General features: G+C 40.9%; 17 protein-coding genes. 16 read left to right on the top strand and 1 reads right to left on the bottom strand.

Annotation, left to right across the window (positions count from 1 at the left end; translation table 11 throughout):
• Positions 1 to 37 precede the first annotated feature (37 nt).
• Both ACJAZP_RS09970 and ACJAZP_RS09965 read left to right on the top strand, forming a co-directional pair.
• A complete protein-coding gene (locus ACJAZP_RS09970; protein WP_415230588.1) occupies positions 38 to 1,000 on the top strand; it encodes an ROK family protein in 963 nt (320 codons plus the stop codon).
• Positions 1,001 to 1,029: 29 nt separating this feature from the next.
• Positions 1,030 to 1,353, top strand: coding sequence for a PTS lactose/cellobiose transporter subunit IIA (locus ACJAZP_RS09965; RefSeq protein WP_415230587.1), 324 nt, complete (start codon positions 1,030 to 1,032; stop codon positions 1,351 to 1,353).
• A gap of 121 nt (positions 1,354 to 1,474) precedes the next feature.
• Here ACJAZP_RS09965 and ACJAZP_RS09960 read toward each other — a convergent pair whose 3' ends face one another.
• Positions 1,475 to 2,476 carry a LacI family DNA-binding transcriptional regulator gene (locus ACJAZP_RS09960; protein ID WP_415230586.1) on the bottom strand — a complete coding sequence of 334 codons (1,002 nt, stop codon included), beginning with the start codon at positions 2,474 to 2,476 and terminating at the stop codon, positions 1,475 to 1,477.
• A 353-nt stretch (positions 2,477 to 2,829) separates the two neighbouring features.
• On the opposite strand from ACJAZP_RS09960, the gene ruvC reads away from it, so the two are divergent.
• From ruvC to tolB, 14 genes are all read left to right on the top strand, one after another.
• Complete coding sequence (ruvC, locus tag ACJAZP_RS09955) at positions 2,830 to 3,351, top strand: crossover junction endodeoxyribonuclease RuvC (protein ID WP_415230585.1); 522 nt, start codon at positions 2,830 to 2,832, stop codon at positions 3,349 to 3,351.
• Between the two features lie 48 nt (positions 3,352 to 3,399).
• Positions 3,400 to 4,284 (top strand): EamA family transporter RarD, encoded by an 885-nt coding sequence (gene rarD, locus ACJAZP_RS09950; protein WP_415230584.1) that lies wholly within the window; start codon positions 3,400 to 3,402, stop codon positions 4,282 to 4,284.
• Between the two features lie 97 nt (positions 4,285 to 4,381).
• On the top strand, positions 4,382 to 5,005 hold the full coding sequence (gene ruvA / locus ACJAZP_RS09945; protein ID WP_415230583.1) for a Holliday junction branch migration protein RuvA: 624 nt from the start codon (positions 4,382 to 4,384) through the stop codon (positions 5,003 to 5,005).
• A 25-nt stretch (positions 5,006 to 5,030) separates the two neighbouring features.
• Positions 5,031 to 6,035: a Holliday junction branch migration DNA helicase RuvB gene (gene ruvB / locus ACJAZP_RS09940; RefSeq protein ID WP_415230582.1), complete on the top strand. Its 1,005-nt coding sequence runs from the start codon at positions 5,031 to 5,033 to the stop codon at positions 6,033 to 6,035.
• 431 nt (positions 6,036 to 6,466) lie between these two features.
• Positions 6,467 to 6,634: a cytochrome oxidase putative small subunit CydP gene (gene cydP / locus ACJAZP_RS09935; RefSeq protein WP_415230581.1), complete on the top strand. Its 168-nt coding sequence runs from the start codon at positions 6,467 to 6,469 to the stop codon at positions 6,632 to 6,634.
• A gap of 75 nt (positions 6,635 to 6,709) precedes the next feature.
• Positions 6,710 to 8,284, top strand: a complete 1,575-nt coding sequence (locus tag ACJAZP_RS09930; protein WP_415230580.1) for a cytochrome ubiquinol oxidase subunit I — start codon at positions 6,710 to 6,712, stop codon at positions 8,282 to 8,284.
• A 9-nt stretch (positions 8,285 to 8,293) separates the two neighbouring features.
• Positions 8,294 to 9,433, top strand: a complete 1,140-nt coding sequence (gene cydB / locus ACJAZP_RS09925; RefSeq protein WP_415230579.1) for a cytochrome d ubiquinol oxidase subunit II — start codon at positions 8,294 to 8,296, stop codon at positions 9,431 to 9,433.
• A gap of 21 nt (positions 9,434 to 9,454) precedes the next feature.
• On the top strand, positions 9,455 to 9,583 hold the full coding sequence (cydX, locus tag ACJAZP_RS09920) for a cytochrome bd-I oxidase subunit CydX (RefSeq protein WP_415230578.1): 129 nt from the start codon (positions 9,455 to 9,457) through the stop codon (positions 9,581 to 9,583).
• Positions 9,584 to 9,863: 280 nt separating this feature from the next.
• On the top strand, positions 9,864 to 10,073 hold the full coding sequence (locus ACJAZP_RS09915; RefSeq protein ID WP_415230642.1) for a cyd operon YbgE family protein: 210 nt from the start codon (positions 9,864 to 9,866) through the stop codon (positions 10,071 to 10,073).
• Between the two features lie 183 nt (positions 10,074 to 10,256).
• Entirely contained in the window at positions 10,257 to 10,655 is a 399-nt protein-coding gene (ybgC, locus tag ACJAZP_RS09910) for a tol-pal system-associated acyl-CoA thioesterase (RefSeq protein WP_415230577.1), read from the top strand.
• Positions 10,645 to 11,328 (top strand): protein TolQ, encoded by a 684-nt coding sequence (gene tolQ, locus ACJAZP_RS09905; RefSeq protein WP_415230576.1) that lies wholly within the window; start codon positions 10,645 to 10,647, stop codon positions 11,326 to 11,328. Before ybgC ends, tolQ begins: the two co-directional genes overlap by 11 nt.
• 8 nt (positions 11,329 to 11,336) lie before the next feature.
• A complete protein-coding gene (gene tolR / locus ACJAZP_RS09900; RefSeq protein ID WP_415230575.1) occupies positions 11,337 to 11,774 on the top strand; it encodes a protein TolR in 438 nt (145 codons plus the stop codon).
• A complete protein-coding gene (gene tolA / locus ACJAZP_RS09895) occupies positions 11,771 to 12,712 on the top strand; it encodes a cell envelope integrity protein TolA (RefSeq protein ID WP_415230574.1) in 942 nt (313 codons plus the stop codon). The genes tolR and tolA overlap by 4 nt, the downstream gene beginning before the upstream one ends.
• A 14-nt stretch (positions 12,713 to 12,726) precedes the next feature.
• On the top strand, positions 12,727 to 14,040 hold the full coding sequence (gene tolB / locus ACJAZP_RS09890; RefSeq protein WP_415230573.1) for a Tol-Pal system beta propeller repeat protein TolB: 1,314 nt from the start codon (positions 12,727 to 12,729) through the stop codon (positions 14,038 to 14,040).
• Positions 14,041 to 14,054 lie beyond the last annotated feature (14 nt).

Below are 14,054 nucleotides of genomic sequence, written 5' to 3'. Positions count from 1 at the left end.
CATTTAGTTAAAAAACTTAGCATATAAAAGGAACAGCATGAAACATTATTTGGCTTTTGATATTGGTGGCACAACCATTAAGTTCGGAGTATTAGATCAGAATGCTAATATTTTAGCAAAGGATAAAATGACAACTGAACTCAGCGGGAGTTCTATTATTGCAAATCTGATAAAGATTAAAGAAAAATATTCAGCACTTTATGATTTACAGGGTGCCGCTTTTTCTATGCCTGGTTTTGTCGATGTAGAGACCGGGTATTTGAAAACGGGGGGGGCGATTATGGATTTTTACGGCATAAACTTTAAAGAAATAATGACCGAAAAATTAGCTTTACCCGTTGAACTGGAAAATGATGCCAACTGCGTCGCTCTGGCGGAAAAATGGATGGGCACTGCTCAAGATACTGCTAATTTTATCTGTATCACTATTGGTACGGGAATCGGCGGGGCTGTTTTTATCAATAATCAAATGGTCAGAGGCCATGGTTATATGGCCGGTGAATTTGGTTATATGCTGATCAATAATATCTTTGAATCGGAGCATTTGAATAATGCCACAATGAGTCAGACAGCTTCTGTAAAAGAAGGCTTAAGAGATGCTTATGTTAAAGCTAAAGCTAAAGCTAAGGCTAAAGATAACTTGTCGGTAGAAGATATCTCGGGTGAAGCTGTTTATCAGTTCGCTGATGAAGGGGATGCGGTTGCTAAAAAGGTGATTGACAGGTTTTATCAAAGCATCGCGATGGGCTTATATAATTTAACCTTTATTTTAAATCCGGAAAAAATAATTATCGGCGGGGCAATCAGTCAACGGGATGAAATATTTTCCAAAATAGAGGAAAAATTTCAGCGGATACTCGATGCTCAAGGGCCATTAAAAAAATTCAAAGTTGCTGATCTCGTTAGCATTGAACAATGTAAGTTTAATAATGATTCCGGATTAATAGGTGCCGTTTACCATTTTTTAAACATGACTCAAAGTCCAGCAATAATTAAATAAATAATCAAAAACTATTTAAGGCAAATAAAATGATCTCAGGTGAAGAATTAGAAAGTACAGTAATGGAACTTATTATTAATGCGGGCGAATCAAAATCTTGTGCGATGGAAGCTCTGCATAACGCGAAAGCCGGTAAATGGGATGAAGTGGATTCGTTATTAGCTGCATCCGCTGAAGCATCCAAGCGTGCGCATAAAGTGCAAACTGCATTGATTGGTTTAGATGAAGGTGAGGGTAAGGTACCGGTAAATCTTATTATGGTTCATGCTCAGGATCATATTATGACGGCGATGCTAGCCAAAGAGATGATCGAGGAGATGATTAATATTCATCGTATTATTCAGGGTAAATAAAGCACTCTTCTTAATCGCCACTGTGAAATGATTGTTTATCTTACAGTGGCGTCTTATTCTTACTCACCACAGAAAGCCTTAAGCCTTCGCTAATATATCAAGGTTTAACAGGATTGGATGATCAGATATAACGGATTGAATCGCGAACAATCAATTTACCTCGAAACTCTTTAGTTCCCCCCTCGACCTCTTTGCCACAAGCAAGATCCAGCGCCATTTTAATTGCCGTGCTGGTCATTTCTGTAATAGGTAGTTCGACGGTTGATAAGGTTGGGGTTATATAAGAACCTATTGGGTCATTATCGATACCGAAAATAGACACATCTTCAGGGATTTTTAGTCCTGCTTCAGTCAGTGCTTTGATCGCGCCAATGGCCATATCATCATTACAAGCAAAGATCGCCGTAAATGACACGCCTGAGCGCAATAGTTTTTTACACGCGTCATAACCGCTGACAATTAAATTATGCCCTTCTAGAATCAAATCTTTATTTTCCGGGATATTGCGCTGTGCTAGCGCATCCTGATAACCTTTTAAACGCAGTACACCTGACGAGGCGTTGAGCGGGGAAGTAATACAGGCAATCTGCTTGTGATTCATATCCAGTAATTGGTTTACCGCAAGTCTGGCGGCATGCTCCTGATCAAAACAAACCGCGGGGTATGATTGCACACCTAGGTGGCGGTTAATCACCACTATCGGTATCTGAATTCGTTTTTTAATATCGATAAAATCCTGCTCTGACAGATAACGGCTGTATAAAACGATGACATCACAGCGGCGGTCCACCAACGATTCAATTGCTTCAATTTCACGTTTAGGATCATTATGTCCGTCAGTCACAAACAGCTGTTTACCCGCCTGATCAGCAAGTTTTGCCGCCTGACTGAGCAGTTCACCGAAATAATCACCATCAAAAACAGACAGTATTAAACCAATACTGTTTGAACTATTATTGGCTAATGCCCGCGCTAAACTGTTCGGTTTAAAGTGCAGCTGCTCCATTGCATCAAAAACGGCTTTGCGTGTTGATTCTTTAACATGACCTTTGTTGTTAATTACTCTGGAAACGGTCGCCTTTGATACACCCGCTAATTTACCCACGTCACTGATAGTCGACATAATTTTAACTGCCTGTTGAGGTTGTTGGTTAATCATCATAAAAAGGGTACTGCAACGGTTAAGTTGAATGCAGACACTAAAGGGGCATTATAGAGTAATAAGCAAGCATGGCGAATGCTTTTATGTAACCGCTTTCATATTTTAGGGGTAAAGAAAACATGAAAGCAGCCTGAGATTCTTCTAACCTTTTCTATAAACAGAAGAATAAAAATTGTTTTATGATTTTTCTTTGCTCTATTTCACGGCACAGCGTACAGTAATCGATTTTTTCTATTCATATATAACCATCTCCTTGATTCGCATTTTCAAGCCGTTTAGTTATATCTTTTGCGATCTTCTTTTAAGGTTTTGCCGTGAGTATTATTCTTGGTATAGATCCCGGTTCCCGAATTACCGGCTATGGTGTTATTCAGCAAAAAGGCAGTAAATGTATTTATATTGCCAGTGGTTGCATTCGCACTAAAGGCGATATGCTAGCGCCCAAACTGGATATGATTTTTAACGGTATCAGCGAAATTATTAAACAATATCAACCCACTGAGTTTGGTATTGAACAAGTCTTTATGGCAAAAAATCCGGATTCTGCATTAAAACTCGGGCAGGCTCGTGGCGCTGCTATTGTTGCCGCTACTCAGGCGGATTTATATGTTTGTGAATATTCAGCCCGGCAGATTAAGCAGGCGGTTTCTGGCAGTGGCGCGGCATCAAAAGAACAAGTCCAACAGATGGTGATGCAGATTTTAAATCTTTCGGGCAGACCTCAGGCCGATGCTGCCGATGGTTTGGCGGTTGCAATATGCCATGCTCATACCGCCCAGACGCTGGTTGCAATGTCCGGGCAGGTTGCTAAAACCGTTCGTGGCAGGTTCCGCTAACTTATTTTTAACACGCTTTATTATCCCCAATTCGACTCAGAGGTAACAATGAAAGATCTTTCTCAAACGCAGCTTGGTATTGTCTATGCGCTTGGAGCTTATCTACTGTGGGGAATTGCCCCTATCTATTTTAAGTATCTTGAGTTTATTCCCGTATATGAAGTATTAGCGCATCGAGTGATCTGGTCGGTGGTGTTTATCGCCATTGTTATCACTTTTATGGGAGCCTGGAGAAAAGCGCTGGTTGTTCTTAAAACACCCAAAAATATTTTATTTTTAACCTGCACAAGTTTATTAATTACGGTTAATTGGAGCATTTTTATTTGGGCAATAAATGATGGACGTATGCTAGAGGCAAGTTTAGGTTATTTTATTAACCCGCTCATTAATGTCCTTTTAGGGCTGATTTTCTTAAATGAATCCTTAAGCAGAGTCAAATGGATTGCGGTTTCATTAGCACTGCTTGGAGTGCTGATTCAGGTTGTACAAGTCGGCAGCTTACCCTGGGTTTCTTTAGTGCTGCCCATTACTTTTGGGTTTTATGGTTTATTACGTAAAAAAATTAAAATTGAAGCACTGATCGGCTTGTTTTTTGAAACCTTATTAGTGTTACCCGTGGCATTATATTACCTGTTTTTTGTCGCTCAGGGGCAAAACGCGAACATGCTTAATAATAATTGGTCGTTAAATCTTTGTTTAATGTTTGCCGGTCTTGTGACTGCGACGCCGCTTATTTTTTTTGCACAGGCAGCATTACGTTTAAAACTGTCAACTCTGGGGTTTTTTCAATATCTTGCCCCCTCAATGATGTTTCTGATGGCAGTGTTTATCTATGGTGAAGTATTAAGTTTGGCGAGGGTCATTACTTTTATCTTTATCTGGGCGGGCATCTTGTTATTTGCTGGTGAGAATAAACTTAAAAAATGGTTATGAGTCTTGTTTGTTAAAGCACGGACCAAAAAATAACACTGGATATTTACTCAGTTGTTTTTTATGCTTGTCGCATTATATTATTAACTGAGAATTTGAGATGATTGGACGATTACGTGGTGTTTTAATAGAAAAGCAGCCTCCGGAAGTGTTAATTGAAGTGTCTGGCGTAGGCTACGAAGTACAATTGCCGATGAGCTCTTTTTATGCTTTGCCCGATGCAGGAGAAGAAGCGATTATTTATACGCATTTTGTGGTACGTGAAGATGCACAGCTCTTATACGGTTTTGCTGATAAACATGAACGTGCGATGTTTCGTGAATTAATTAAAGTCAACGGTGTGGGTCCAAAGTTAGCACTGGCTATTTTATCGGGTATGTCTGCCAATCAATTTGTGCAGTGTATTCATAATGATGCCGTCACTACCTTAGTTAAATTGCCGGGTGTTGGTAAAAAAACCGCTGAGCGTTTGGTGGTTGAAATGAAAGATCGGCTGAAAAACTGGACGGGTGCCGATTTATTAACACCGGAATCAGATAAAATGGTTTTTGATAACGAATTTTCAAATAGCGCAGCTCACGGTAACGCAAAAGATGAAGCGATTAGTGCGCTGGTTAGTTTAGGGTACAAACCGGTCTTGGCGGAAAAGGTCATTCAACAGGTTTATCAGGAAGGCATGGACTGTGAAGCTTTGATCCGCAGTTCATTAAAAAGTATGCTCTAAATGATAATAATAAGCGGGTATAAAAATGATAGATGAAGATCGCCTGATTACCGGCACGCAAAAGATTGATGAAAATTTTATTGATCGGGCGATCCGTCCCAAATTTCTGGCCGATTACGAAGGCCAGCCGCAAGTTAATAAGCAGATGGAAATTTTTATTGAGGCCGCGCGTCAGCGTAATGAAGCACTGGATCACCTACTTATTTTTGGTCCGCCCGGATTGGGTAAAACAACCTTATCGCATATCGTTGCCAATGAACTTGAAGTTAATATTAAAACCACCTCGGGACCTATCCTTGAAAAGGCCGGTGATTTAGCTGCATTGTTAACCAATCTTGAAGAAAATGATGTTCTATTTATCGATGAAATACACCGATTAAGCCCGCTGGTGGAAGAGATTTTATATCCGGCAATGGAAGATTACCAACTGGATATTATGATTGGGGAGGGCCCCGCTGCACGCTCCATTAAACTAGATCTGCCGGCATTTACTCTAATCGGCGCGACCACGCGAGCAGGATCCTTAACTTCGCCTTTGCGTGACCGTTTTGGTATTGTCCAGCGTCTTGAATATTACGACCTTAAGTCACTGACGCGGATTGTGTTACGCAGTGCCGGACATTTTAAGCTCGATATGAATGAGGCCGGTGCTATTGAGATTGCACGGCGCTCACGCGGTACACCACGTATCGCCAATCGTTTATTACGCAGAGTGCGCGATTATGCTCAGGTCAAAAAAGCCAATGTTATCGATGAAGGGGTTGCGAAATTAGCCCTGGATCTGCTCGAAGTTGATAATGAAGGCTTTGATTACATGGACAGAAAGTTGTTGATGGCGATTTTAGATACCTTTATGGGCGGTCCGGTCGGCTTGGACAATTTAGCGGCTGCCATTGGCGAAGAGAAAGAAACTATAGAAGATGTATTGGAGCCCTACCTTATTCAGCAGGGGTTTTTACAGCGCACGCCTCGTGGGCGTATTGCCACCAACAGAACCTACTTGCACTTTGGCTTTGATAAACCCAAATAGCGAAAGACCAAAAATATAAGAGCCATTAATACAGGATTTAGTGCCTTTAAAGGGTAAGGTTTGTAATATTATATCAATTTCGCTTATTAGAAAGTCAGCGTTCATTGTTGTTTCTGGGCAAAACGCTGAATCTGCATCTCTTTGTGGTTTGTATCCAATACAGCATAAAATCCTCAGACTTGATCCCTTTAGTTAGTAGCACTTTGAAAGAAAAAATTAGACATTTTAATAAAGAGTGAGGAACCCTTTATTAATAATTAAAGCTTGATCTAAATCAAGGAACTGAGTATAAATAACGCATTATTGATCTGTAACTCATTGATGTTAAAGTATTGTTAAATTTAACAGTGAGATCGCTGTAATCTTTGCTGTGGTTAACACTTCATTAACATTGAACTGGAGTTTGCCTATTTTATCGTTCGGATGTGAACATGATTAAAAAAATTTTACCGCAACAGGGCATTTTTTCAATTCCATTAATCCGTGAAATAACAGTGGTTTTAATTATTAAACTTATTGTTATTTTGACTATTAAGTACTTCTATTTTTCAGATCCTATTGTGCTTAATGACGCCCGTCGGTTTGGTGAAATAACCTAGCAAGAATTAGCGCAGCAGAACAACTACGATAATAACAATAAAAATAACAATTAATGATTTACTTAGGAGAAAGAGATGGATGACATAGTTGATTTATCGCGGTTGCAATTTGCAATGACCGCCTTGTATCACTTTTTATTTATACCGCTAACACTCGGGTTAGCGTGGTTATTGCTGATTATGGAATCGTTATACGTAATGACCGGCAAACAAGTTTACAAAGATATGACCAAATTTTGGGGAAAACTCTTTGGTATTAACTTTGCGCTTGGTGTGACCACGGGTTTAACCATGGAGTTCCAGTTTGGTACTAACTGGGCTTATTATTCGCATTATGTCGGTGATGTATTTGGCGCGCCCTTGGCCATTGAAGGCATGATGGCTTTCTTTTTAGAATCCACCTTTGTCGGTTTATTCTTTTTCGGATGGGAGCGACTGAGTAAATTACAGCATCTGGGGGCTACTTTTTTGGTGGCATTCGGTTCAAGTATGTCGGCGCTATGGATTTTAATCGCCAATGGCTGGATGCAGAATCCGGTAGGTGCTGAGTTTAACTACACGACTATGCGAATGGAGATGACCAGTTTTGCAGACTTAGTTTTTAATCCGGTCGCACAGGTCAAATTTGTGCATACCGTGGCTTCCGGTTATGTCACCGGAGCCATGTTTGTATTGGCTATTAGCTCATATTATTTACTGAAAGGACGTGATCTGGCCTTTGCTAAACGCTCTTTTGCTATTGCCGCCGCTTTTGGTACTGCCGGTATTTTATCAACCATCATATTAGGTGATGAAAGTGGTTATGAGATAGGTGATATACAGAAAGTAAAACTGGCTGCGATTGAGTCCGAATGGAAAACCGAACCCGCTCCCGCTGCTTTTACACTGTTTGGTATCCCTAATCAGGAAGAGCAGCGTACTGACTATGCTCTTAAAATCCCCTATGCCTTAGGTATTATTGCGACACGCTCCATTGATGAGGAGGTTATTGGATTAAAAGAATTAATGGCCAATCATGAGAAGCGTATTCGCAATGGAATGATTGCTTACGCCCTGTTGACGGATCTGCGCAACGGAGATAAATCCGCTGAAAAAACAGCCGCTTTTGAAGCTGTGAAAGTGGATTTAGGTTACGGGCTATTGCTAAAAAAATATGCGCCAAATGTTGTTGATGCTACTGAAGAGCAAATTCAGATGACCGTTGATTACAGTATTCCCGGCGTTGCGCCAGTGTTTTTTTCCTTTAGAATCATGGTCGCTTGTGGTGTGTTAATGTTATTTATCTTCTTATTTGCATTTTACCAATCCGCGCGTAACCGCATCGGGCAAAATAAATTATTCCATAAAATTGTTCTTTATAGCCTGCCGTTACCCTGGATAGCCATGGAAGCCGGGTGGATAGTTGCCGAGTATGGTCGTCAGCCCTGGGCAATTGCTGAAATACTGCCAACGCATATGGGCACTTCGAGCGTTTCAAGCGAGCAGCTTCTCTTTAGTATTATTTCGATTGCCTCATTCTATACCGTATTACTGGTGATTGAGATGTTCTTAATGTTCCGTTTTGCACGTATAGGGCCAAGCAGCCTGAAAACAGGAAAATATCATTTCGAGCAGTTAGCTGATCTCGCACAAACCAACAAACAAGGATAGGAGATTCTTATGTTTGATTACGAAACATTAAAATTATTATGGTGGGTATTGATAGGTGTTTTACTGATTGGTTTTGTTATTACCGATGGTTTTGATATGGGGGTTGGTGCGCTGGTTCCTTTTATCGGTAAAACAGATCAGGAACGCCGTATCATGATCAATAGTATTGCACCGCATTGGGAAGGCAATCAGGTGTGGTTAGTACTGGCAGCCGGGGCTATCTTTGCTGCCTGGCCGACTGTTTACGCAACTGCATTTTCGGGTTTTTATGTGGCCATGATGCTGACCTTATTTGCTTTGTTTTTCCGTCCGGTAGGCTTTGATTACCGCAGTAAAATCAGTGATCCGCGTTGGAGAGGCAGTTGGGACTGGGGGATTTTCATCGGTAGCGCTGTACCGCCGATCATTTTCGGTGTCGCTTTTGGTAATTTACTGCAGGGCGTCCCCTTTGTTTTTGATGAATACTTACGTTCAACTTATCTGGGCAGTTTCTTTGTTCTGTTAAACCCTTTTGCATTGTTAACCGGGGTATTCTCATTAACTTTATTTATTTTACAGGGCGCAACTTGGCTGCAGATGAAAACTGAAGGCATTGTGCAGCAACGAGCACGTTTGGTTTCTTTGTATTGTGCACCAATTACCATCCTGTTATTTGCATTGGCCGGGGTTTGGGTCGCTTACGGTATTGATGGTTATGTGATCACCTCATTAATGGACTTAAATGGGCCAGCTAACCCGTTACTAAAATCTGCGCAGTTACAACCAGGTGCCTGGCTTGCGAACTATGACAAATATCCGCTGACCATGATTGCACCACTCATTGGTTTATCATGTCCAATATTGGTCTGGATTGCCAGTAAACTTAATCGTAATGCTTTTGCTTTTTTCTTTAGTAGTGTTACTCAAGTGGGCGTATTAATGACTTTTGCCGTTAGTACCTTCCCCTTTATTATGCCATCAAGTATTGAGCCCAATTTCAGCTTAACGATTTGGGATGCAGTATCGAGTGAGATGACGCTTAATATTATGACCATTGCCGGCGCTATTTTCTTACCAATTATTTTAATTTATACCTCTTGGTGTTATTTCAAAATGTTTGGTCGAATTGGCAAAGAACATATGGAAAATAATAAAAGTTCAGCATATTAATAATTATAAGAAGGGTTTTTTATGTGGTATTTCGCGTGGATTTTAGGGGTTTTATTAGCTTGCGCATTAGGCATTATCAATGGTCTGTGGTGCGAGCAAGTTGAAGCAAACGAGAAGGCGGACAGTGTTGATGAAGATCTTCACTCTTAATTATTAACCATGGATTATGGTACAGACAAGTTGAAAAAAATGAGAAGGCGGGCGGTTTCGATGAAGATCTGCCCTCTTAATTATTAACCATGGATTGTAGTACAGACAAGTTGAAAAAAATGAGAAGGCGGGCGGTTTCGATGAAGATCTACCCTCTTAATTATTAACCATGGATTGTGGTACAGACAAGTTGTAACAAATGAGAAGGCGGGCGGTTTCGATGAAGATCTGCCCTCTTAATTATTATATTATTATATTACACCGTCCATTTTAGTTTTTAATAACGCGGGTTTTTTCGCTTTTACTCGCGCTGTTTTTAAATGGATTACTGCTTATATATCCTAGTCACATAGCCGTCAGTTCAGCTCAACAGGATCATGGCTATTTAACCATACTGATGCTGGCATTAAGTGCTGCATTTGTTCATGGAATAGGCTTTTGTCGTCGTTACTGGTTATGGGAAATAGTTTTCAATCGGTACTTTTCCTAGGGGGTATTGTTAACCTTCCTATGGAATACGTTAGTGTAATGAGATAATCCTAAAACAAAAAAAGAGGCAATCACTGCCTCTTTTTTTATGACCAATTAACTAAAATATCTGCCATAATTCGACAAAATGTGGTATTTGTAGTAGCTTGAACTTTTATTCTTTTTTATGGAAAATTGTGTGTTCATGTCAACCTTAGCAGTAAGAATATATTATGAAGACACCGATGCCGGTGGCATCGTTTATTACGCAAATTATCTGAAGTTTTTTGAGCGTGGGCGCACTGAATTTTTACGTGAGCTGGGCATCGAACAAGATACTTTATTAGAAAAAAATATTGCATTTGTAGTGCGTAAAGTGGATATGGACTGTCTTAAACCTGCCCGTTTTAATGCGTTATTGAATGTGAAAACACAAATAATTTATCACAAAAAAGCCAGTATAAGGTTTAAACAAGAAGTTTTTCAAGAAAACGGAGAACTTTTATGCCAAGCTGGCACTCTAATCGCCTGTGTTAATTTACAGAAAATGAAACCCGCAGCTATTCCGGCTGAAATTATTGAGGTAATCGCCAGTGCATGCTGATATGTCTTTTTTAAGTCTGTTTATACAAGCTAGTTGGCTTGTTAAATTTGTATTAATTCTTTTGCTTGGAATGTCAGTTTATTCCTGGACATTGATTTTTTCTCGAACAAAAAACCTTAAGGCGTCACAAAAAGCCCTGAAAATTTTTGAAGAACGTTTCTGGTCAGGTCATGATTTAAGCCGTTTATACAAAGAGTCGGCTGCTCGCAGTGAAAAAATTACCGGGGGTGAAAAAATATTTCATGGCGGTTTTAAAGAGTTTTCACGTTTACACCGGATGCCGGGACGCAGTGTCGACAGTACCACTGAAGGTGCTCACCGCATCATGCGGGTAACTTTATCTAGAGAAATTGATGAGTTGGAAACAGGGCTGCCTGTTCTGGCGACAATCGGATCGATCAGTCCCTATATTGGCTTGTTTGGTACGGTTTGGGGGATAATGAATTCCTTTATTGCATTAGGTCAAGTGCAGCAAGCGACCCTGGCGATGGTGGCTCCGGGTATTGCTGAAGCGTTAATCGCAACAGCCATGGGACTATTTGCCGCGATTCCTGCTGTTATGGCGTATAACCGTTTTTCAACACAAGTTGGAAAATTAGAAACGGCATATATTAATTTAATGGAAGAATTTACCTCTATTTTACACCGTCAATCAATGACAGAAAGTGACTAGGGAAAGTTATGCAACAATATTCATATCGAAGTCCCAAAAGACGCCGCGTTATTGCTGAAATTAATGTGGTTCCTTATATTGACGTTATGTTGGTTTTATTAATTATTTTTATGGTGACCGCTCCCCTTGTAACACAGGGAGTTAAAGTTGATTTGCCGCAGGCAGCTGCCGAGGCCTTAGCGGCAGACAGTAAACCGCCAATGATAGCTTCCATCGATAAAGAGGGGCGCTATTATTTAAGTGTTGGCGACAGTATTGATTCGCCGCTTGATGGTGAGCAGATGACCGCTTTAGTCAGCGCACAATTGGCAGCGGATCCTAATGCTCAATTTGTCGTTAAAGGTGATGGCGAGGTTAACTACAAGAGCGTTATAGACCTAATGGTTTTATTGCAGTCTGCCGGTGTACCTTCCCTTGGCCTGATGACCGAGCCGGAAGAAGAATGAAAGATAGATCAACATTAATAGCCTTTATCACTGCACTTCTGCTGCATATTATCGTCGGCTCTGTATTGCTCATGAATGTGAATTTTTCTATCCTTAAAACCCAGCCTAAAAATGAAGTGCCCATTATCAATGCCACCGTGATTAATCAAAAGTTGTTTGATGATTTGGCACAACGTAAGAGTGAAAAAATACAGGCTGAAAAAAAGAAAGTAGAAGAAGAAAAACAGCGCATTCAGCAAGAAAAGAAAAAAGCTGAAGATCTGCGCAAGAAGAAAGAGACCAAACGCATTGAGGCGGAAAAAGCTGATACTCTGCGCAAGAAAAAAGCCGCTGAACGGATCGTCGCAGAAAAAGCGCTGGCCGCGAAACAGTTAAAAGCCAAGCAGGATGCCGAAAAAGCCAAAAAAGTAGCAGATGAGAAGCTTAAAAAACAGCAGGCGGAGAATGCTCGAAAACAAGCTGAAGAGCAACGCAAAAAAATAGAAGCCCAAAAAGCAGAAGCTCAAAGAGTTGAAGCTCAAAAAGTAGCTGCTGAAAAAGCGGCTGCAGAGGCTAAAGTTAAGGCCCAACAAGAAAAAGAACGCTTACGCAAAGCTGAACTTGATAAGCAGATGGATGCGCAATTTGAAGATACATTTTCAAATGCCCAAAGCTCTCGGCAATTATCCGAAATCGCTCGCTACACGGCGCTTATACGCGATAAAATAGGGCGAAACTGGCAGACTGAGCCTAGTATGAAAGGGAAAAGTTGTACCCTGGCAATTCGTACAACCGCCGATGGTCTAGTGATTAGCGTGACGCGAAGCAGCGGTGATCTTAAACTTTGTGAGTCAGCTAAGCGTGCCGCGTTAAAAGCAAACACATTACCGATACCCAAAGATCCGGATATTGCTGCCCAGTTCCGTGATTTTGATATTACTGTAGAACCTGACCTTTAAGGAAACCCAGCCCTATGCTGTTACGTTTATTTTTGTCCATTTCAATCATTATATTTTCGGCCCAGGCTTCTGCCCGCTTAGAAATTTTAATTACCGAAGGGGTTAATACTGCCAGACCGATCGCTGTTATTCCATTTAAGTGGTTAGGTGATGGCGAAAAACCGGGGGATTTTGCAGCTATTATCGCCGCAGATTTACAACGCAGTGGTCAATTTAGTCCGCTTCCTGTGGGTGAAATGCCAAATACTCCGTCAACGAGCCGCGCGCTTAATTATGCTCAGTGGCATAAAATGGGGATTGAAGCGTTACTGATGGGGGAAGTCGCTCCTGCTACCGAAGCCGGCAAATACATTGTTACCTATGAACTGGTAGATGTGGTCACGGGAAATGCAAATGTTGCCGACTATAGCCCTATTTTAGAAAGCCGCCGTGGCACCGTCAGTAAAACCCAATTACGGCGCTTTGCCCATCGTATTAGTGATGTTGTTTATGAAAAATTAACCGGTGAAAAGGGCGCATTTTTAACCAGGATTGCCTATATTGCAGTAGATCGTAAAAGCAGCCATCCTTATCAATTACGTATTTCTGATTATGACGGTTATGATGAAAAGTTAATACTACGTTCAAAACAGCCGATCATGACACCAAGCTGGTCTCCGGACGGCAGAAAATTAGCCTATGTTAGTTTTGAAAAACGCCGTTCACAAATCTATATACAAGATTTATATAGCCAAAAACGTGAATTAATGACCTCCTTTCCAAAAATAAACGGCTCACCCAGCTGGTCTCCCGACGGCAAATATTTAGCCTTAGTCTTGTCAAAAGATGGACAACCTGAGATCTATACCTTAGACACTCAAAGTAAAGCGCTGCGCAGAATTACCAATAATCGCGCCATAGATACCGAACCCAGCTGGTCACCAGACGGAAAAAGTTTAATCTTTACTTCTGCACGTGGTGGTCAGCCGCAAATTTATCAAATTGACCTCGAATCGAAGGTGACAAAACGTCTGACCTGGGATGGTGATCTTAATTTAGGTGGCACAATCACCCCCGATGGTGCTAGTCTAGTGCTCGTTAGCCGCCATGGTGGTAATTATAAAATAGCTGCACAAGACCTTGCCTCTGGCGAGTTAAGAACGTTAACTAAAACCAATTTAGATGAATCACCAAGCGTTGCGCCCAACGGTAGTATGATAATTTACAGTACCGTTTATAAAGGCAGTCAAGGCTTGGCGTTAGTCTCCATGGATGGTCGTTTTAAAGCGAATATTCCAGCACAAAGTGGAGAGGTTAAATCACCTGCATGGTCTCCATTTTTAAAGTAAGTTAATTAACAATT

Origin of the sequence: Psychromonas sp. (assembly GCF_047632955.1) — a bacterium.
Classification (GTDB): Bacteria; Pseudomonadota; Gammaproteobacteria; order Enterobacterales; family Psychromonadaceae; genus Psychromonas.
The sequence above is the reverse complement of the archived record's forward strand: the minus strand, read 5'-3'. Positions and strand labels throughout refer to the sequence as shown.